The 21,304-nt window shown below is 56.7% G+C and carries 15 protein-coding genes; 11 read left to right on the top strand and 4 right to left on the bottom strand.

Annotation, left to right across the window (positions count from 1 at the left end):
* Window positions 1-513 (top strand): hypothetical protein, encoded by a 513-nt coding sequence (locus VGH19_18635; protein ID HEY1173393.1) that lies wholly within the window; start codon window positions 1-3, stop codon window positions 511-513.
* Between the two features lie 220 nt (window positions 514-733).
* Here VGH19_18635 and VGH19_18630 read toward each other — a convergent pair whose 3' ends face one another.
* Window positions 734-1,018 (bottom strand): hypothetical protein, encoded by a 285-nt coding sequence (locus tag VGH19_18630; protein HEY1173392.1) that lies wholly within the window; start codon window positions 1,016-1,018, stop codon window positions 734-736.
* 240 nt (window positions 1,019-1,258) lie between these two features.
* Between VGH19_18630 and VGH19_18625 the strand changes: the two genes are divergently transcribed.
* From VGH19_18625 to VGH19_18610, 4 genes are all read left to right on the top strand, one after another.
* A complete protein-coding gene (locus VGH19_18625; protein ID HEY1173391.1) occupies window positions 1,259-3,091 on the top strand; it encodes a PAS domain-containing protein in 1,833 nt (610 codons plus the stop codon).
* The gene (locus tag VGH19_18620) at window positions 3,088-5,691 is read left to right on the top strand and encodes a PAS domain-containing protein (GenBank protein ID HEY1173390.1); all 2,604 of its coding nucleotides are present in this window, start codon (window positions 3,088-3,090) and stop codon (window positions 5,689-5,691) included. The genes VGH19_18625 and VGH19_18620 overlap by 4 nt, the downstream gene beginning before the upstream one ends.
* Window positions 5,692-5,872: 181 nt before the next feature.
* Entirely contained in the window at window positions 5,873-6,793 is a 921-nt protein-coding gene (locus tag VGH19_18615) for a sensor histidine kinase (protein ID HEY1173389.1), read from the top strand.
* A gap of 290 nt (window positions 6,794-7,083) precedes the next feature.
* Window positions 7,084-8,211, top strand: coding sequence for a glycoside hydrolase family 99-like domain-containing protein (locus VGH19_18610; GenBank protein HEY1173388.1), 1,128 nt, complete (start codon window positions 7,084-7,086; stop codon window positions 8,209-8,211).
* A gap of 141 nt (window positions 8,212-8,352) precedes the next feature.
* Here the strand turns inward: VGH19_18610 and VGH19_18605 are convergent, their stop codons facing one another.
* Genes VGH19_18605 through nirK form a run of 3 tightly spaced genes read right to left on the bottom strand, consistent with a single transcriptional unit; the run spans window position 8,353 to window position 11,340 of the window.
* Complete coding sequence (locus VGH19_18605) at window positions 8,353-8,973, bottom strand: SCO family protein (GenBank protein HEY1173387.1); 621 nt, start codon at window positions 8,971-8,973, stop codon at window positions 8,353-8,355.
* Window positions 8,970-9,794 (bottom strand): formylglycine-generating enzyme family protein, encoded by an 825-nt coding sequence (locus tag VGH19_18600; GenBank protein ID HEY1173386.1) that lies wholly within the window; start codon window positions 9,792-9,794, stop codon window positions 8,970-8,972. Before VGH19_18600 ends, VGH19_18605 begins: the two co-directional genes overlap by 4 nt.
* A gap of 19 nt (window positions 9,795-9,813) precedes the next feature.
* Entirely contained in the window at window positions 9,814-11,340 is a 1,527-nt protein-coding gene (gene nirK / locus VGH19_18595) for a copper-containing nitrite reductase (protein ID HEY1173385.1), read from the bottom strand.
* Between the two features lie 400 nt (window positions 11,341-11,740).
* Between nirK and VGH19_18590 the strand changes: the two genes are divergently transcribed.
* The 6 genes from VGH19_18590 (at window position 11,741) to dinB (ending at window position 21,002) form a co-directional block, all read left to right on the top strand.
* A complete protein-coding gene (locus tag VGH19_18590; protein ID HEY1173384.1) occupies window positions 11,741-12,697 on the top strand; it encodes a universal stress protein in 957 nt (318 codons plus the stop codon).
* Window positions 12,698-12,766: 69 nt separating this feature from the next.
* Window positions 12,767-13,720 (top strand): DUF72 domain-containing protein, encoded by a 954-nt coding sequence (locus tag VGH19_18585; GenBank protein ID HEY1173383.1) that lies wholly within the window; start codon window positions 12,767-12,769, stop codon window positions 13,718-13,720.
* A 417-nt stretch (window positions 13,721-14,137) separates the two neighbouring features.
* Complete coding sequence (locus VGH19_18580; GenBank protein HEY1173382.1) at window positions 14,138-15,472, top strand: hypothetical protein; 1,335 nt, start codon at window positions 14,138-14,140, stop codon at window positions 15,470-15,472.
* Window positions 15,472-15,906, top strand: a complete 435-nt coding sequence (locus VGH19_18575) for a hypothetical protein (protein HEY1173381.1) — start codon at window positions 15,472-15,474, stop codon at window positions 15,904-15,906. Before VGH19_18580 ends, VGH19_18575 begins: the two co-directional genes overlap by 1 nt.
* 141 nt (window positions 15,907-16,047) lie before the next feature.
* A complete protein-coding gene (gene lexA, locus VGH19_18570; GenBank protein HEY1173380.1) occupies window positions 16,048-16,674 on the top strand; it encodes a transcriptional repressor LexA in 627 nt (208 codons plus the stop codon).
* 50 nt (window positions 16,675-16,724) lie between these two features.
* Window positions 16,725-21,002: a DNA polymerase IV gene (dinB, locus tag VGH19_18565; protein ID HEY1173379.1), complete on the top strand. Its 4,278-nt coding sequence runs from the start codon at window positions 16,725-16,727 to the stop codon at window positions 21,000-21,002.
* Window positions 21,003-21,304: the final 302 nt, after the last annotated feature.

Genomic DNA, 21,304 nt, shown 5'->3' with positions numbered 1-21,304 from the left:
ATGAAGCTTATCTACTATCTGCTGCCGGTGGTGGCTGTGGTGGGCTGCACAGAACAGACGAACAAAAACACCGATGAGGTACTGCAACGGGCTGTGGCCAAGATGAAGGAACAGTCGCCGCCTCAGGTCATTGTGGTGGAAACCAAACCGCCCGTACCGGACCGGCGCGAAGAGGTGTTCCAGTTTGTTGAGCAGGGCTTCAAGGAGCAACGACAACGTTCAGCCCATGAACTTCTGCGCCAGGCCACCGCCTACGCGAATGGAACCCCACCTCAAGAGATGGTGGCGCCAGCCATGGATCATATGGAGCGACGGGGATTCCGGGTGGCAGATGGGCAGACCCAGCAATTTATCCTGATGGTGTTAGCCCGGGACATCTGCGATGCACTCATACTGGAGTATCCCAAGGAACCAGAAGCAATCGCGGCGGCCAAATTGCGCAACGAGATCCATCAGCAGTTGGAGTTCATGGTGGAAGCCAAGAAAGAATTCTTGTTCAAAATGGACAGATGATGGCCATCGACGTGGACCGTTCTGTCCCGCTAAACCTCAAACTAGGCAGGGATTGGAGTTACAGGCGGGTAACTTTCAATCAATCTCGTCAAGAGCTCCGCTTTGGTCCCTTTGCTAGAAGCTCGACCGGATGGCCAATTACTTGGGGACGACTCAAAGTTCATATGGACTATCGTGCATTGGCTCTTGCCGAACTCGCTGGCGCCGGGCGGGCAAACGATCAACCATGTGGAGCCAGAAAATCCATGAACTCCATGGCAAAGTCGTATTCGGCGGCCAAACTTTGCGCCAGGTCATTGCGCCAACCGTACTCTTCGGTCAACAGGACATACAGCTCTCCCCCGGTCAGCCGAAGATTGCTGCTTGCATGCGCCGCCCGCAGGAACTCGAACCAGGTAAGCCTTTCGCTGATTAAAGGGTTGCTGCCACGGTTGCGATGGGCCAGATGGATTCTCTGGAAAAGCTCCGCAGCCTTCGGTGGCAAGCGTTTTTCTGTGGATCTCATGGATAGGACTAAGACGCGCTGATGTTGATACGCTTGCCAAGCGCATCAAGCAAGTCTCCTCCTATTGATTATGAAAGACAAAAAATGTTAATGCCAATCCATTATAGCGCGCCAATTTTAGCACATCAAATAGTCGGTTTGGCCCTTGGCAGACTTATGCCGTTGACCTAGCGTTGAAACCAAAAGGGCATTGTGCAACAATCTGCGTCAAGCGGGGAGGCGAGCGGGAGGTCTGGTGCCATGTACCAGACTGATGCGGATTTCCGTATTTTATTCGAGAGCAATCCCCTTCCGATGTGGGTGTACGATCTGGCCACGCTCCGGTTTCTGGCGGTGAATGAGGCGGCCATTCTGCATTACGGATACTCCCGTGAGGAGTTTCTGGAACTGACCATCAAGGATATTCGCCCAAGCGACGAGGTTGCCGCGCTTATGCCGACGGTGGGCAGGATAAAAGGCATCGACAAAGCGGGCGTTTGGCATCACATCCGCAAGGACGGGAGCAGCATTTTGGTCGAGATAACCTCACATGGGCTGACCTTTCAGGGACGGGCCGCCGAATTGATTTTGGCCCAAGATGTTACCAGCGAGCACGAAGCCGAGCTTGCGCGCCGAGATAGTGAACTGCTGTTCCAGACGCTGGCACGCATATCCCCGGTCGGCATTTGGCGGGCCAATTTGAAAGGCGAATGCAGTTTCGTAAACCAGCGTTGGTGCGAGATTGCAGGCATGTCCCTCGAGGCGGCACTGGGGAGCGGATGGACCAAGGCGCTGCATCTGGACGACATCGCTGGTGTGACTGAGGCGTGGAAATCGTGCTTGAGTGACGGGTCCGAGTTCCACGCGCAATACCGATTCCAAAGGCCGGATGGAAAGGTGACCTGGGTGCTGGGCCAAGGAGTGGCTGAAAGGAGGGAGGATGGGAGTGTGAAAGGTTACGTGGGTACAGTGACCGACATCACCACCTTGCATCACCATGAGGTTCAGATTCAGCACCTCAACCGCGTGTATGCCGTGTTGAGCGACATCAACCAGGTGATTGTCAGGGAACGCGATCCCCATAAACTGTTTACGCTGTCGTGCCGCATTGCGGTTGAAAAAGGCGGTTTCAAAATGGCCTGGATAGGATTGTGGGCGGAAGAAACCCGTAAAATGGTGCCAGTGTCGGTGGCGGGCATCGAGGATGGCGGGTTGGAGTGGTTGCGCAACCTGTTGCAAACAGAGGACGCCTGTAAGATCACCATCCAGGCCGCCCTTGATGAAAAAGTGTCCGTCAGCAATGACTTCTTGAATGATCCGCAGCTTGCCTCCTGGCAGAGCGAAGCCAGGCGTCTAAACATTCGGTCGATGGCTGCTTTACCGATCAAAGTGTCTGGACGAGTGATCGGCACCTTCAACTTGTATGCTGAAGAACCAGATTTCTTCGATGAGCACGAGCTCGAATTGTTGGGTGAATTGGCGGCGGACATTGGTTTCGCGATCAAGGTCAGCCGGGATGAAGTGGAACATAAACGGGCCGAAGCGGAAGTGCTCGAGTGGCGTAACCGCTACGAAGCCGCAGTTCATGTCAGCGGCCAGATTCTTTACGACTGGGACATAGATGCAGCCACCTTGAACTATGCGGGAGACACCCCGAGAATCCTGGGTTATACCGTGGATGAACTTGGGGGCGATCTACAATCTTGGATCAGCTTAATCCACCCGGCCGACCGTGCCTGCTTCGAAGCGGAACTCCAGCGCGTCACCGAAACACCCTCTGCTTTCCAGCTGGAATACCGGGTCAGATGCAAGGATGGGAGCTACATCAAGGTGAAGGATATGGGGCACTTCTTGCTAAACGACCAAGGAAAAGCCTACAGAGTGATTGGGTTTATGCAGGACATCACGGCTCAGAAGGAGGCAGAGGAACGGATCAAAAAGCAGTTGGACGAGCTAAAGCGCTGGCATGAAGCCACTCTGGGACGGGAAGAGCGCATCATGGAACTTAAAAGCGAAGTGAATGAACTGCTGCTCCGACTGCGTGAAGAGAAGCGCTATGAATGTGCGCTTCCAGCGAAAAGATCATCCACATGAGCAACTTGATGCTTTCAGCGGAACAGGAAGCGGAACGTCTTGAGGCCCTGAGGGAATATGGGTTGTTGGACACGCCCCCTGAGTCCTGCTTTGATGAGCTTACACAGCTCGCCGCAGAGATTTGCGATGCCCCGGTGGCACTCGTTTCACTCGTTGACGCAGACCGCCAATGGTTCAAGTCCAGGGTTGGTCTGGAGATCCAGGAAACCGGGCGAGAGGTGTCGTTTTGTGCCCATGCCATCCAGAGCAAAGAGATCATGGTTGTCCCGGATGCGCGGGAAGATGCGCGCTTTGCCGGGAACCCGCTCGTCCAAGGTGACCCGAACATCCGCTTTTACGCCGGCATGCCTTTGGTTGGCCGGGATGGGTTGGCCTTGGGCACACTTTGCGTCATTGACCTGGTGGTGAGGGACTTGCAGCCGCATCAACTGCGCGCCTTAAAAGTTCTGGGGCGGCAGGTGATGGCGCAAATGGAACTGCGCAAAAACTTGGCCACCCTCGCGGAAGGCCAGGCAGCCAAGATCGAGAACCGAGTCCAAAAGCGCAGTGCAGAGCTGGCTCTGGTTGCTCGGGAATCCAGCGACAAGCTCGCGCAGGCCGACCGCGCCCGACTGGCCTTGCTTAGTCTGCTGGAGGATCAGAAGCGGGCTGAAAGTGCCTTGCAGCAAAGTGAAGAGCGCTTCCGCCTGATGGTAGAAACGGTGCAAGAAGTGTTTTGGATCACGTCCCCCAATAAAGACCGGATAATCTACGTCAGTCCGGCCTATGAACCCATTTGGGGCCGCACCTGCGCTTCCTTATACTTGGAACCCCATACTTGGTTGGATTCAGTGCATGAGGAGGACCGGGAGCGGGTAAGGTTGGCCGCCCAGACCAAGCAAGTCATTGGCGCCTATGATGTAGAGTTCCGGATAAAAAGGCCGGATGGCAGTCTGCGATGGATTAGAGACCGGGCCTTCCCAGTTAAGGAATCCTCGGGGCAACTGATCCAAGTCATCGGCGTCGCGCAGGACATCACCGACTACAAACTCGCCGAGCAAGCCCTGAGCGAGAACCGGCATTTTCTTGAGAAAGCCCAGGAAGTGGGCAATATCGGCAGTTGGATCTCGGCCCCGGACGCGTTGGGAGAACTCCGATGGTCCCTGCAAACCTACCGGATATTCGGCTTGGACCCGGCCACCAGAATATTGGTGGAAACATTCTTTTCGATGGTTCACCCGGATGACCGAAAGGCTGTCGAGGCCGCTTCGAAATCCGCACTGGACGGCAAGGCCGAATTCAATATCGAGCACCGCATTGTCCGGCCTGACCGGAGCATCCGCTGGGTCCATGAACAGGCGAATGTGGAGTGGGCGGCGGATGGGACGCCGTTGCGGATGATCGGAGTGGTGCAGGACATCACCGAACGCAAACAGTTGGAGGAGCAACTGCGGCAATCCCAGAAAATGGAAGCCATCGGCCATCTGGCCGGTGGCGTCGCCCATGATTTCAACAACATCCTGACAGTAATCCAAGGGCATGCTTCGATGCTGGAAATGCGAGAGCAGCTGCCTGAAGAAATCCAGGAGTCGGTCAGCCAGATTGCGGAGGCATCCAAACGGGCGGCCAACTTGACCCGGCAACTGCTGACCTTCAGCCGCCGACAGTTGATGCAACCAGTGGACCTCGACCTAAGGGAGGTTGTGAGTCAAATGACCCGGATGCTGCATCGAATACTCGGCGAAGATATCAAACTCCAGGTCGAGTCGACTGCTGGCCTGCCGAGGGTGTACGCCGACACTGGCATGATGGAGCAAGTGGTGCTGAATCTGGCGGTGAATGCACGGGATGCGATGCCCAAAGGCGGAAGTCTGCGCATTCGGACATCATGCATGTCGGTGGCTGTGGATGAATCGAAAATCAACCCGGAAGCAATGCCCGGGCTGACAGTTTGCCTGAGCGTCGAAGATTCCGGATGCGGCATCCCAGCGCAAATCCTCTCCCGCATCTTTGATCCATTTTTCACGACGAAGGAAGTCGGCAAGGGCACTGGCCTGGGGCTGGCCACGGTCTATGGAATAGTAAAGCAACACCATGGCTGGATCACCGTGAAAAGCGAACTGGGGAAAGGCACCATGTTCGAGGTCTATCTGCCGGCCTCCAAAACGGCCAGCCATGAAAACACTACGCCCAACATTCCAACTGTCATCCGGGGCGGTTCGGAAACCATCTTGCTGGTCGAGGATGAGGACGTGGTGCGGCGCCTTACCAAGCTGGCACTGCAACGGCAGGGATACCGGGTTTTGGAAGCCGCGAACGGCGTGGCCGCCCTGGCCATCTGGCGAGAACACCATCAGGACATCCAGTTACTGCTGACCGACGTGGTCATGCCCGAACAAATAACAGGTTTGGAACTTGCCAAAATGCTATTGCTGGAACGACCTGATCTGAAAACCCTGTTCGTCAGCGGCTATAGTGTTGATCTATTCGGCAAAGATCTCAACTTGGCTGCCGGCCAGCATTTCTTGCAGAAACCTTATCAGCTGCCCCAGTTATTCAACAAGGTTCGGGAATGTCTGGATGAAAGACTGGGTGAGTCAGCCGTCCGCGTTATACCATGAGAATCAAGACTGTTTGGCTGGGCGGCGCAACCTTGAGCCAACCCATGCGTGACAGAGCCAAAGAATCTGCTATAAACAACTTGCCTGTCGTGTAGCACGTTTTTTCAGCGGCCTTCCTCAGGCCCACCTCCTTGGCGTCTACGCGACGGGCACTCCACTTTTAGTTCACCATTTGCCGCTTATGGAATCGCTGTCCAAAGAAATAGAGATCACGGAAAACCTTGCTCTTACGGACAAGGACCGCCGCATGCTGGACATGCATTCCTTCCTGAACATTTTGAATGTGTTACTGGGGGAGCTTTACCTCCTGCGGCTGAACTCCGGGCATCCAGACGACATGGCGGAGAGCAGCCGGATGGCGGAAGTGCTAGCGGCACAACTGGCCGATGCTGGGACCAGTGAACAAGTGGCCTTGGATCTCGAAGCCTTGGGGTGGAAATTTGAATTCGAGTTCAAGGCCATGATCGAGCGTCATCCTGAGTTTGACCGGGATGAAGCAGTGCAAGAATCCGCGGACAACATCCGTTCCGTGATAACTATCCTGCGTCCGCGTATTCGGGAATGGCACGATCGCAGGGAGTTGGGCAACAAGTGGGTATCGCACGCATTGTCTTTGTTGCAGGAAAGCTTCACCAACTTTTTTGCGGCGGTGGAAAAGAACAGCAAAGGCCGCTACCGGATCGTGCGCAACCTGGCGGCTCAAGAGGAACGTGATTATGTCGTCAGCCTAGATTTTCAACCGGGTTCGGATGGGCAAATTCTGATGCCGCCGGTGTTTCAAGATGTGTTCCGTGATCTTGTGGCCAATGCCAGGAAATATACCCCACCGGGTGGCGTTATCATCGCGGGGTTGGTGGACAACAACCATGGTATCCGGCTGGCCGTGGAAGACACCGGTCGGGGGATACCGCCGGATGAACTGTCCAAGGTAGTCGGGTTCGGCTATCGGGCCAGTAATGTTCGCGATATACCCACCAAGGGGGCAGGCTTTGGACTCACCAAAGCCTATGCGGCCACTAAACAGTTTGGTGGACGCATGTGGCTGCGGTCACAGGTCAACGTGGGCACAAGGGTGATCATCGAAGTGCCACGACTGGAATAGCTTGGAGCGCACTCATAAGCCTCACTTCGACAGTGCGAGTTCTTGCTCGGTTAACTTTTTTGGATTGCACATCAATGTCTTTAACAAAGCACTCTGAATCCTTGTCCCGTGCTGTTCGCGTTGAGCATTGGTCAATTGAATAAATGGGAATTCCTACGATATGCTTGCAGATACAGTTCGGCGGTTTTTCCGAGTGCGCTACCTATCCCGGGCAAATGCTCTCATTTTTTAAAAAATGTTTCTGTGAAAAAGAAGTTTTCCATAAGCTCTTCGGCGGACACCATTTGCTGATGAACCCTATTCTCATCCTACTTGCGGTTTTGATACTCGCTCCGCTGGCGGGATTCCCCGCCGGGCAGGATTCCCCACCGGCAGTTGGGGCGATTCGCTGGGATGGCTGGTATGGCAGTGGGAGCGTGGCCAAGGCCGTGGAGGCATCGCTCGGGCAGCCAAAGTATCACTTTCGCCTGCCATGGTTCGCGCGCGTGTTGAGTGCAGACAAGGTGAGCATCAATGGCGACTCTCAGGCTGTCGTGGAGCAGGAGATTGCGTTCGCCTCCCGAGCCGGGCTGAATTATTGGGCCTTCGTTCATTACTGGGAAGAGGCACCAGAGATGCACATCGCTTTGAATCGATACCTCTCGGCAAAAGACAAGCAGGGCATCCGTTATTGCCTCGTGGAAGAAGGTCCGCGACTCGACAAAGTGGGCACGCAAGGTTGGCCCAGGCTGGTGCAGCATTTTCGGCATCCCGACTATCAGACTGTGCTGGGCGGTCGGCCATTGCTCTTTGTGTTCGTGAAGCCGACGCTGCTTGCGAAGCGCGACTGGGATGAATTGAAGCGTCAAACCATCAACGCGGGCATGAAGCCGCCCTATCTTGTCTTGATGGGCTGGAATCCAGAGGAGGATGCGAAAGACATGGTGACGCTCGGCTTCGATGCCATCTCCGCGTACGCACGAGGCGGGACCTACAGCATGACACAGCCTAGTTACGCCGAGCAGTGCGCCTTGATCCGGCGTGATCGCTGGGAAAAGTGCCGCGCATTACGCCTCCCGAACATTACCTTCGCCAGTGCCGGTTGGGACACTCGGCCGCGCAACGAGCGCCCACCGCCTTGGGTCACATGGGTCAGCGCGACACCAGACAACACCCCGGCTGCGCAGCAAAAGCCACTCATTGATTCCGTGACTGCCACACCGGAAGAACTCGCCGCCCACATCCGTGAAGCGCTTGACTGGACAAAAGCCAACCGGGACCTAAATCCTGCCAACGCCATCATCATATACGGCTGGAATGAGCACGACGAAGGCGGCTGGCTCCAGCCCACCCTCGGTCCGGACGGTCGTGCTAACGAGGATCGTATCAACGCGCTGGGCCAGGTTTTGCGACCAGCCTCACCAAAGAAACTCCCCTGAATCGCGCCTGCTTTCCATCAGGTTGCTCACCACGGGACGGGCTAGCGTCAGCACATTCGAGAATTTCGATCGGTCAGAACTATTTTGGCCGCCATTCGATAATTATTCCGCGCAGCCAGCTCAATACCTATGCTTAGGCGCTCATCGCTGACCTGCCAGAAGTACAATTTTACGGGCCATTTCCTCCGGAGACTGATTGAGCCCCTGCTGCTGGGCGGTGATCTCCCCTTCGACATTCAGCAGGGTGATCAGGTTGGAATGGGCGAACTGCCCACGGGCATCCAGACGGTAATTCACCCCCAGCAAGGCGGCCAACTCCCGGACATCATCTGCCTTCCCACTGACCAGCGTCCAGCGTTGCATGGGAAGCTTCTGGCGCAGCCGGTAAGCCCGCAAGGCTTCGGCATGGTCGTTAGTCGAATCAAAGGAGACCAACAGAAAATCGGTCTGCTGACGGACTTTTTCCGGCAATGCCGCCTCGATCTTTTTCAAGTCGTTTACGATGAGCGGACAAGCATACTCGCAACGGGTGAAGAACATCGCGACCACTTGTGGACGCCCTCGGAGAACTCGGAGCGAGATCTGCTTTCCCGCGTCAGACGACCACAAGGAATCCAACTGGTAAAGCGAGCTGTCGGTATATGATTGCCCGGCCTTCAACTCCCGGCAGCAAGGAGGACTCGCAGCGACCGGACGGGTGCGGCAGCCAGCGAAAGCCAGACACAGGCACAAGCAAAGGCTGGCGGTAAGGATTGCTTTCATAGGTCGGCGGCACAGCGGAAACCGAGATTGTGGATGCAATAGGATGCTTTCAAACTGCTGCGGAAGCCGTAGCGCAGGAAAGCCGGGTAATCCGAAGGGTTGCGGTTGCCGGCCGAGCCGGCTCCGCAAAACAACTGGCGTTCGATGCCGGAATTACCGCGAGCATCCCCAGTAACCAGCGAACTGTTGAAATCCGCGGTCCATTCCCAGACCAACCCGTGAAAATCATGAATCCCCAGAATATTGGCACGGCCTTGGGCAACCAACGGAAGCGAAGTGGGCGAAGGAGTGGAATACCAGCGCCGGATGGCGGCCTGAAATTCCGGGTCCTTGCTTCCATCCAAAGTGGAAAATCCGTGAGTGGCGGCATACTCCCATTCAGTCACCGTGGGCAGGCGCTTGCCTTGCCACTGCGCGTAAGCCTTGGCGGCAAACCATGATACCCATGTGACCGGCTGGTTGGACATCGCAGCTTCGCCCGGTTCCAGATCTCCCGCCCAGTGGCGCAGGTAGTTTTCGTCCGCAAAAATGCGCTTCACCTGGGAACGTCGCCATTTGGGGTTTTGAGAGACAAACTCAAGGTAGTCACCATTCGTCACCGGGTGGCGGTCCAGCCGGAAGACAGGAACTTGGACGGAGTTTGTCTCGCCCGGTGGCACAAACAGCGGCCGGTGCGTGCCGGCCGGCACTTCGACCATGCTGGCTTTAGGTGGACTTTCCTTGGCTGCGCCCTCCTCACCATAGGCGGGGCGCAGCAACACCAGCAGGAACAGTAGTCCGGCTGTCCAGGCATGCATGGGAGGGTGATGACGCGACACCATGATATTAGGCTGCTCTGGCTTATTCAAATGAGGTGGTGACCGCCTTGGGAAGTTCGCTGCGGATGCGCTTGACCTCCTCGGCGCTGACCGCGTCACCGGAGTTGCCCCAACTGTTCCGCACATAGGTCAGCACATTGGCGATTTCATGGTCTGAGAGGTTGTTCATCGGTATCATCACGCCGTTATACGTCTTGCGGTTGACGACGATCTCGCCGCTCAAACCTTGCAGTACCGTACGGATGGAACGGTCTTTGTCGCTCATCAGGTAGTCCGATTTGGCCAAGGGCGGGATCTGCTCAGGGATGCCTTGCCCCTCAGTCTGATGGCAGACAAAGCAGGTTTGCAGATAGACCTGTTTGCCCTTGGCGATCTGGATCTCTTTTGTCAACCCGGCGATGGTTTCATCGCCTTGGATGGCTTTCCTTCGGGCGGCCTCCAATTCCGCGATCTTGCGACCGGCTTCACTGCCGCCTTCGGCCTGGCTACCCAAGTAAATGGCATCCACTTCCTTGCCGGTATAAACCAGCATGTTTTCCGGCCCCTCGACTTTCAGCATGCCAACGGCACCTTTGTTAAAGGCTCGAAAGAGAGAATGATCTACGAGCACATAAGTGCCTGGCACTTCCACACCAAACTCGACTATGGCGGACCCGCCAGCCGGAATCATCGTCGTCTGCACTTGCTTTTGGGAAGGCAGCACACCGCCCTCCTGATACACGGTGTCAAATATCTCGCCGATCACGTGAAAAGAAGAGATCAGATTGGGCCCCCCATTGCCCACAAAGAGACGTACTTTCTCGCCGACCTTGGCTTTGATGGCCTTGTCGCCCACCAGCGAGCCAACTGAGCCGTTGAATACGACATAGGATGGCCGTTCATCTTCGGCTTTGCGCTGGTCGAAGGCTTGCAACCCTTCCTCGCCATAACGTCCTTCGGTGTAGAACTCTCCCTGCATCACGTAGTATTCACGGTCAACCCGGGGCAATCCCTCCTTGGGTTCCACCAAGATCAGACCATACATGCCGTTGGCGACATGCAGGCCGACCGGGGCGGTGGCACAATGGTAGACATACAAGCCGGGGTTCAACGCCTTGAACGAGAATTGCGACCGATGGCCGGGAGCCGTGAACGAAGAAGTGGCTCCGCCACCCGGACCGGTCACGGCATGAAGGTCAATATTGTGCGGCATTTTGCTGGTCGGGTGGTTCAGCAGATGAAATTCGACCAGATCACCTTCCCGCACCCGGATAAAACTGCCTGGCACATCACCGCCAAAGGTCCAAAACACATACTCCACCCCATCTGCCAGCCGACGGGTGGCCTCGATCACCTCCAGTTGCACGATGACCTTGGTGGCATGCTGGCGTGTGATGGGCGGAGGCACGAATGGTGCCTGCGTGAGCACCGCCTTCTCCTCGCCTTTGATGCTTAGGTCCACCGGTCGGGGTTTGGTGGCCACCGTCTGGCCTTCGGCGGCATCCACAGGGCCGGCAGCAGACCAGATAAGCAATGTGATCAAGAAAACTTTGAAGAGCGTATTTTTCATTCTCGATAACTCTATGTTTGGCTTGGAACTGGGCTGAGCGACTATGGTTTGAGCTGGAGCGACCAGCCACGCCAGTGCTGCTGTTTTAAGATGTGTGTAACCTGCCTGTTTTGTTGTTTTCAATCAGACAATAATTGCCCAGCCTGGGTAGCGGGGCCTACACCTATCTTGGCTGTCATTAGCAAATTCTTGGCTCACCGAAACACCGGAAAGGGTGGGTAGCAGAGCGGCGGTTTGAGAATCTTCACCAATATGCTCTCGCAAAGAAACCTTATAGGGCAGAGATGCCTGCTGTGGTTGTCGCTGCATCCAAAAATACTTTCACGGGATAGAAGATGAACTTTGTCCAACCGTCGAAATGGGATAAGTTAACCGCCATACACCAAACAAACTCGGCCACATGAAGACAAAGAAAGCAACCGGCAGGCAATCTGTCCAGGGATCGCCTAAAGTATCGCCGTTATACGTCCAAAGAATCCTCGCGACGACGGACTTTTCCAAGGAGTCGTTGGCCGGCGTAAAGATGGCGACGGCTTTGGCGGAGAAACTGAAAGCTGGCGTCACCTTGCTTCATGTCGTCGAGCCGCCTGCCCGTTTGGCAGGACTGGAATCCCTGCTCCTGGTCAGGGACGAAGCTGGGGTGATGGCACAAATGAGATCTAAGGTGACCGCCCTGTCGGAAAGCGAACGGAAAGGCAAGGTGACAATCTCTTCAGCGGTCCGAACCGGAAAACCATTCCATGAGATCAGCACCGCTGCCACTGAACTGGAGGCGGATATGATCGTCATGGCCACGCATGGCCATTCCGGAGCCAAGCGCGTGCTCATGGGTAGCACTGCCGAACGGGTTGTTCGCCATGCCCCCTGTCCAGTGCTTACCATTCCAACCCGGAAAACTCGTGAACAGAGGGGCAAAGCATCCGGCCTCAACCTGAAGAAAATACTGGTGCCAGTGGACTTCTCCGAAATATCCGGCAAAGCCCTGCCTTGGGCCGCCTATCTCGCCGCCCAGTTCGAGGCCGAGCTTATCCTGCTCTATGTGGTTGATCGATCAGCGATATCTTACCTGCTCGGAAGTGAACTTATGAGTCATGCGGTGATGCCTTTCATCAAACAGTCGGAAGTGGATTTAGCGGGGATGGCGCGGAAACTGAGCGACTCATCGGTGGTGAAAGTGTCTGCCGTAGTGCTTGAGGGGACGCCATATGAGGTGATTTGCCACGCCGCCGAATCGATGAGCGCAGATCTTATTGTGCTGACTACCCATGGACACACCGGCTTGAAGCACGCATGGCTTGGCAGCACTGCTGAGCGCGTGGTGCGGCAGGCCTATTGTGCGGTGCTGACCGTTCGGTAGCGAGTGCAGGTTGAAGAGTGGCAAATTCCGGCTGTCTTGAATACTCGGAAAGCGTTAGAATGCCAACGAATGCTTGACGAAGTTCCGTCATATCTCGATCGGGAAGGTTTGAGAGGCGCATTGGCAAGACTATCCGAGGAAGGCATCTATCTCGGCACATCGTCCTGGAAGTACACTGGATGGCTTGGGCAGCTCTATGATGAGCAGCGGTATGTGTATCGGGGAAAGTTTGCGGAGTCGCGGTTTGAGCGGAATTGCCTGGCAGAGTATGCGGAGACGTTCAAAACGGTGTGCGTGGATGCGGCCTATTACCAGTTCCCCTCCCTGAAGTACCTGCATGGACTGGTGAGCCAGGTGCCGGAGGATTTTCTGTTCACGTTCAAGGTGACGGATGACATCACGATCAAGAAGTTCACCAATCTGCCCCGGTTTGGGGCCAAGGCTGGGCAGCCCAATCGGGACTACCTTAATGCGGACTTGTTCGCGACGGCTTTTCTAAAGCCATGTGAGGAGTTCAAGCAGAACATCGGGGTGTTGATCTTCGAGTTCTCGCGGTTCTATCCGACGGATTACGAGCATGGGCGGGATTTCGTTGCGGAGCTGGACGCGTTCTTGGGCAAGTTGCCGAACGGATGGCGCTATGGGGTGGAGATGCGGAACAAGAATTTCCTGCACCCAGAGTATTTTGCGATTCTGCGAAAGCATGGCGTGGCCCACATCTTCAACAGTTGGACGGCGATGCCGCCGGTAGATGAGCAGATGGCCATGCCGGAGAGCGAGACGAGCGAGGAGTTCACGGCGGCTCGCTTCCTTTTGAAGCCGGGACGGGATTACGAAACGGCGGTGAAATCGTTCAGCCCCTACAAGGAAACGAAGGAGGTTTACCCGGAGGCGCGTCAGGCGGCGGCGGATTTGATCAAGCGGATGAAGGAAAAGAAGAGGAATGCATTCGTCTATGTAAACAACCGACTTGAGGGGAATGCCTTGAGGACCATTCAGGCAGTTCTCTGTCCAGATGTCTAACCAGTCTTCCATTCCCAGGTCATTCCCAGGTCCCCCTCCCAAGAATTTCAGGTATTAATCCCCCCCGCTAGCTCAACACCCACTTAGTTCAAGGGCCATGTTTGAGCCAAAGATGGGCCTCGAAATGCCTGCTCCCCTTAGCGGTTCGCGGCTTCCAGCGTAGAGTAATGACTTTTGTTAATATCGTAACATGTTGTAGATAAACAACTTGCGAGCAGTAAACCACCTTTGCCCGTTTTTTAATTAATGCAACCTAGATTATTTTCTGAAATATTAAAAACAGTGTAAATAGCTATTTATTAGGAGTTTACGTGTCATTTGTCTGGTCCTGTTTCAAAAATTATATTGTCACTAATCAGAACGTTGGTTACTTTCACTTACGTTAATCGCAACGATGCGATTATAGAAAGTAAACATATGAAAAAAAGATCAGAGATAATGAAAGACAAAAACCTAACGTCACCGGCTTGGCAAAAGCTCAGCCAGGCCATAGCCAACTGCCCAGCTGGCATGACACCACTGGTTGCCGCGATTGCGCACGATGCGTTGTACTGCAAAGGGTCGCCCCAAGTGCGGGAATATCAGGAAGAACTATGGGCCAGAGCCAAGAGCTTCGGATACTTCCTCAAAGAAGGTGTTTTCCAACGCAAAACAAGCACAACCTCATCCTCTGAATACGAAAAACCATTGGAGGAGCGCGGGACGCGGGTAACGCAGCAACTGCGCAGACCGTTACGGGAGTTCTCTCAAGAGGAGCGCGATTCACGACGGGCGAAGACCGATCTGAACTTCCGGCGGGAAGTGGGAGCAAAATTGGCCAAGCACATCAATCAATTGTCAAAGACTGCGAACAGAATGCCAAAGACGGCTCTTGAAGCATCGATACGCCTCCTGCAACGCCAGGAACTGGAAAAAGAGATTCAGGGGTTGAACGAAGAACGGAAGGTCCTCAAACAACGCGAAATCAAGGCCAAGTTCAAGCTGCTGCCTGTTGAAATCGTTGACCTCACGCGCACCGATGTCAGCAAGGACCTCGCTAAAGAGCTGAATTTTCAGGGAAAGCAATGGGAGGTCATTGGCGCGGCGGAAACCAAGGTGGTGCAGGATATCGATGGGCACTTTGTATGGAAAGACAGCGGCAGAGAGGCATACAGTTTCGTTCCCGGCAGCAAAGGGACTGAGTATGTCCATGCTTACCACAAGATTCAAATCCGCTCGGTCGCGCTCCTTGTAGACGAACGCAACTTGTCCTACGTCCTGAATGAGGTTGAGATTCCGCTTCAATTGCCAGAGGGATACCAGTGGGAAGTCAAAAGCGGGGGCGTATGGATCAGAAAAGTTCAAAGTAGCTGCGCTCTCCGCCTGTCAGCGAAGGGTTTGAGAAAGGGCAAAGTTGTACCGTTCATCACTGAGCTGGAAGCCCTGTACGCTGAGCAGCTTCGGTTCAAGGCCGCGCAAGCAGCAGAGTTTGCAGCCGCTCAAGGGATCGAAGTCGGCGTGGTCGATTCGATAGCGGCCAACAATTGCAAGAAAGGGACGTCCGAATTCGTGAAAAAGTTTAACTTGGATGAAAGCAAATTTTACCCAGCCCAACACATCCTGCAACTGGCCATTGGAACCGACTACCTCTCCTACGTTCGCCGCGCGATCATGGCCGCAATATCCCGACATCGCCAAATGGAAAAAGCTGCTTTGCAGGGCCAGCTTCCGGTTTGCCCCAACGGCCAGCAATCGATAGCATCTAGCCCTTGATGAAAACCGATCGCACTGAACTCAGGAAAGAGCCTAAAAAAACATCCTTCTCCTGCCCCCATTGCGGTAAGGAGATAAATCCTGGCAAAATTCTCTCGCAAGCGCGTGGGCCAGCATCGGAAAAGCAGATCGCCGCCGCGCGGAGAAACTCCCGGTTTGCCGGCCGTCCAAGAGGCGTGTGGGTAAAATTCAGGGTAGATTTTGCTCCCCCCGGCACCCCAATGGACGTGTTGGATGACAGCTTCTTCGAAGGAAGCCACTGGGTGTCCGTCCGCCTACCTAAGGGAAGTCCAGAAATCCCGGCGGACCTCAAGAATCCCCTGTGGAAAAAAGCTGCCGAGGATGCCATCCACGCCGTGACCAAAAAGTACACTGGAATCACCGGCCGCATCATTTTGATGGAAATCGTTAGTGGAAGGGGGAAAGCCGCCTGAGGCGTAATACCGGGCGCAGTCGCTTCTTGTGGACTCTGTTGCTCCCACTAATTTGATCCCTATTTCTTCGTCAGCTTGCCTGCCTGTGAATAACTCTCCTTTGACTCTTTTCGCTAAAAGCATACCGTGCAGATGCACGGTATGCCTGACACATTGACCAAACGACAACGGCAGATTGTGGATTTTGTCCTGCGGGAGCAGGAAATCCATGGCTGTTCGCCTTCGGTGCGTGAGATCGCCCGGCATTTCGGGTTCACCACCAGCAGCACAGTCACGGACCATCTCCGGCTCATCCGGCAGAAGGGCCAGCTCAGTGAGACCAATGGCAAGGCGCGGTCCATCCGGGTTCTCTCTCCCCTGCAACGGTTTAAGCAACGCATCGTGGACATCCCGGTGTTCGGCTCCATCCCGGCGGGTTATGGGGAAGACCGGGTGCAGGAGGCCGAGGGATGCGTCTCCGTGGATGTCGAGAGTATCGGCATCAAACCCACGCGGAACACCTTTGCCCTGCGGGTGACGGGCGATTCCATGATCGGGCGGCATATCCTCGACGGGGATATGGTGGTGATGGAACACGGGCCGGAGCCACGGCACGGACAGATCGTGGCGGCATTGATCGATGGCAAGAGCACCCTCAAGACCTTCCTCGTCCGCAACCGGAAGCCTTACCTGAAGGCGGAGAACCCGAAGTATCCCGACCTCATCCCGGCCGAGGAACTGCTCATCCAAGGGGTGTTCCGGGCGCTCATCCGAAAGTCCCGGGAATAATTTCACTAGGACAGCGGATGTCCTACCCCCTCAACTAGTATGTCGGCCGTATGTCGCAACGACCGCGCATCATCGTCCACCTGGACGCCGACGCCTTCTTCGCCTCCGTGGAGCAGGCGGCGGATGCGCATCTGCGCGGCAAACCCATCGCGGTGGGGGGCGAAAAGCGCGGCATCATCGCCAGCGCCAGCTACGAGGCGCGACGGTTCGGGGTCTATACGCCCATGCCGACCGCCCAGGCCCGGAAGCTCTGCCCGAAACTCATCGTGCTGCCGGGGAACTACGAACGGTATGAGGACTTCTCCCGGTGGATGTTCAGTTACGTTTTTGACTTCACCCCGGACGTCGAGCAGACCTCCATCGATGAAGGCTACTACGAACTGACCGCCAGCCCGAAACCCGCTGAGCAAGTCGCCCAGACCGTCCGCAAAGCCATCCAGCAGAAGCTCAAGATCAGCGTGAGCGAAGGCGTGGCCAGCAACAAGCTGGTGAGCCAGATCGCGAGCAAGCTCAACAAACCGGCGGCATTCAAGCAGATACCTACCGGCGAAGAGGCCGAGTTCCTCGCGCCGTTGGCCAGCAAATGGCTGCCGGGCATCGGTCCGAAGACGGCGGGACGCTTGAACTCCGCCGGGCTGGCTTGCATCCGGCAGATCGCGGAGACCCCGGTGGATCTACTAGAACTCGTGCTGGGCAAACAGGCGGTGACCGTGCGGCAACATGCCCACGGTATTGATGACCGGCCTTTGATCCCCATCAGCGAACCCCAGAAGACATTCAGCCAGCAGGAGACTTTTGGGCAGGACGTGACCGACGAAGTTTATCTGGCGGCAGTGTTGCGCCGGATGGCGGATGATCTCTTCGCCAAGGTCCGGGCCGAGGGCCGGAGCATCCGCACGTTGACCGTACGCGTCCGCTACAACGACATGGCGGAGGATCAGGTGAGCGAGAGCCTGCGGGAACCCACCGACCTGGAGACGGACGTTTACACGCGGCTGAACCAGATGCTGCAAACCGCCTGGAAACGGCGCGTGAGTGTGCGGCTGGTCTCGCTCAAGCTCTCCAACCTCTACGGCGGGAACACACGCACCGAACTGGCGCTGGACCGGCAGGCGGCACAGAGCGAAGCGCGGTCACGGCTGGCGCGGGTGGTGGATGAACTGCGCGAGACCAAGGGGCGGCTCGTCATCTTCCGAGGCCATGACTTCACGTTGAGAGAACCTCCGGTGGACGCCTCCCGTGCGATAGTCGCCCTCACTACGAAGAAGCCAAGCCTGCGCAAAGCCACGAGCTATGTGCCCCTGCGGATGCACAGCTATTACAGCTTCCTGAACAGCACGCTCTCGCCCAAGGACATCGTGACCTTGGCCGCCAAGCACGACTGCCCGGCGGTGGCCTTGACCGATACCGGCAACCTGCATGGCGTGGTGGAGTTCGTACAAGCGGCCCAGAAAGCCGGAGTGAAGCCGATTGTGGGCGTGGAACTGCGCGTGGAGAACCAGCCGCTGCTCCTGTATGTGCAGAACGCGAAGGGGTACGAGAACCTGTGCCGCCTGTTGTCGAAGCAAGGCACCCGATCCGAGGATGAATCCGTCGCCGCCAAGCAACAAGCTCCGGTCGCCCTCTGTGCCTTGGAGGAACATGCGGAAGGACTGCTGGCCGTCAGTTCCGAAACCTCATTGCGAAACATCTTCGGGGACCGGTTCTATCCGGCCGGGCAACCGGGAAACATCCTTTGTCCTGCCGTCCACTACGCCCGAGCGGAGGACCGGCGCTGCTATGACATCGTGCAGAGCATCCGCACGCTGACCCTGCTGAACCAGGCCCACCCGCTGAAACGCACGGGCGGCAAGTATCACTTCCGCATTGCTGCCGAGCTACCTGCCGCTGGCTTACCGTTAACCATGGAACTGGCGGAGCGTTGCACGTTTACGTTCCCCTTTGGCAAACCGCAGTTCCCGGCGTATCGGGCACCTGATGGACTCAGCTCCCGCGCCTTCCTGCACCGACTGGCGGTGGAAGGGATGAATCGACGGTATCACGGCAAGATCATCCGCTCGGATGTAGGCACGGCAGTGCCTACATCGCAGGTGCGTGCCCAACTGGAGACCGAGTTGGCCATCATCACGGACGTGGGTTACGAGGACCTGTTCCTGATCACCTGGGATCTGCTCCAGACCTGCCGCGAGCACGGTATCGAGTGGATCACGCGCGGGAGTGCGGCGGACTCGCTGGTGTGTTATTGCCTGGGCATCTCGGACGTGTGCCCCATCCGGTTCGGGCTCTACTTCCGGCGGTTCCTGAACCAGGACCGCATGGCGCTGAACAAGCTGCCAGACATCGACGTGGACTTCCCCCATGACCGGAAGGATGACGTGGTGAACCTGCTCTTCGCCAAGTACGGGCCGGAACACTGCGCGGTGGTGGGCGGGTTCTCGACGTTCAAGGCCAAGTCAGCGGTGGCGGATGTGGCGAAGGTGCTCGGTGTCTCGGAGTATCAGATCCGGCGGTTCACGGAACACTTCCCGTGGAGCTTTGGCGGGGGCTGGGTGCCGGAGGGCCATGAGAACACCCGGGGCAAGGAACTGCTGGCGATGCTGCGCCAGAGTCCCGAGTGCCGGGATCTGCCGCTCGACCAAGAGCCCTTCAAGACGGCGGTGGAGACGGCGGCGTTCCTCGACGGGTTCCCGCGCCATCCGAAGATGCATCCGTGCGGCGTGGTGGTCTCCCGGCAACCGATGCCGCAACTGACGCCCACCTTTATCTCCAACAAAGGCTGGCCGACGACGCATCTGGACATGGATGCCGTGGAAGCGGTGGGATTGGTGAAGATGGATGTCTTGGCCCAAGGCGGCTTGGCCGTGATGCGGGATGCGAGAGAAACCCTCCGGCAACGGGGTATCCCGGTGGACCTGAACGCGCTGGAGCCATGGGCGGACCCGGAGGTGTGGGAACTGATCGCCTCGGGTGGTGCCCGGGCCGTCCATCATATCGAATCCCCGGCGATGGTGTCCCTGTGCAAGATGACCAACGTGAAGGAGATCGACGGGTTGGTGGCCATCGTGAGCGTCATCCGGCCCGGGGCGGCCAATGAGAACAAGAAGATGTCGTTCACGCGACGGTATCAGGGCATGGAGCCACCGGAGTATCCACACCCCTCGCTGGAGGACTGTCTGCGGAGCACTTATGGGCTGGTGGTGTATGAGGAGCATATCCTGCAAATCTGCGAGGCGTTCGCCGGGATGCCACCGGGCCGGGCGGATGTGCTGCGCCGGGCGTTGGTGAAGCAGAAGCGCGATGTGGTGGATGAGATCGGCGAAGAGTTCGCCACGCATGCTTTGGCGCGAGGTCATGTCACGGAGAAGATCCTGGAGGTATGGGAACTGGTGACGGGGTTCAACGGGTACGCCTTCTGCAAGGCGCACAGCACGGCGTATGGCGTGGAGGCATATCAGGCGGCGTGGTTGAAGCGGTATTATCCCGCCGAGTTCATGGCGGGTGTGCTGACGAACGGGAAAGGATTTTATCATCCACTGGTGTATGTGCTGGAGTGTCATCGGCTCGGCATTCCGATGTTGCCGCCCTGCATCAACCAGCCAGGACCGGCGTTCACGGTGGAGGTCGGGAAGATCCGGGTGCCGGCGATGCGGACGAAGGGCTTGACGGACAGGACGAAGGAGCGGGTGCTGGCCGAACGTAAGCAGAAGTCTTTCGGAAGCCTGAAAGACTTTTATCTGCGGGTGCAGCCGAACGCGGAGGAACTGGAGGCGCTGATGCGCGTGGGGGCTTTTGATGAGTTTGGACAGACGCGGACGCAGCAGTTCTGGGAGGTGCAGTATCTGACGCGAACTTTCGGAGGGAGCACGGAGCCGGGCCAAGGCTGGCTGTTGCCGCCGCCGTCCTTGGACAAGCTGCCGATGACGGCCTTGCAGGAGCCGACACGGCTGGAGCGGTTGCGGTGGGAGACGGAGTTGCTGGACTTCGCGGCGAGCGGGCATCCGCTGGAGCTGTATCCGGACATCGCGTGGGACACGTACTGCCCGGTGAACCGGTTGAAGGAGTTCGTGGGCCAGGAGGTGACGATGTGCGGCCTGATCATCGAGCAGCGGACGCATCATCAGATCACGGGTGAGCCGATGAAGTTCCTGACGTTGTGCGACTGGACGGGGATGGTGGAGACGGAACTGTTCGCGGCCACCTACCGAAGCTACGGGCTCGCCACGGTGCGCTATCCGGTGCTGGAGATCAGCGCAACGGTCGAGGGGTATGAGAATGGGCGGGGGTTTAGTCTCAGGGTGTTGCGGGCGGGGAGGCCGCGACCGCTTTGACCGCGCATTGAACGGCCCTTCACTAGTCTGATACAGAGGCTGTTGCCAGTATCCGGCTTCGTCCAAAACGGACATTATGTCCGTTTTGCCCATCGAACCGAGACCTTCTTCCAAAGGCTGAGGAAGATGGATCTACTATCCACGTAGCCACGGACCGCCTACGGGCTCAACTTCCTTGGGTGATTTTTCCACAGTGAACAACACTCCTTGCGTTCCCTACTTTTTGAACAGTTTCGATTGAGTGCGCCTCGTCCTCGTAGGCAGCACGATCGCCAGGCTTGGAAACCGGTTCTGGAACGATT

Source organism: Verrucomicrobiia bacterium, assembly GCA_036405135.1.
Lineage (GTDB): Bacteria > Verrucomicrobiota > Verrucomicrobiia > Limisphaerales > JAEYXS01 > JAEYXS01.
This window is presented reverse-complemented; position numbering and strand designations above follow the sequence as displayed.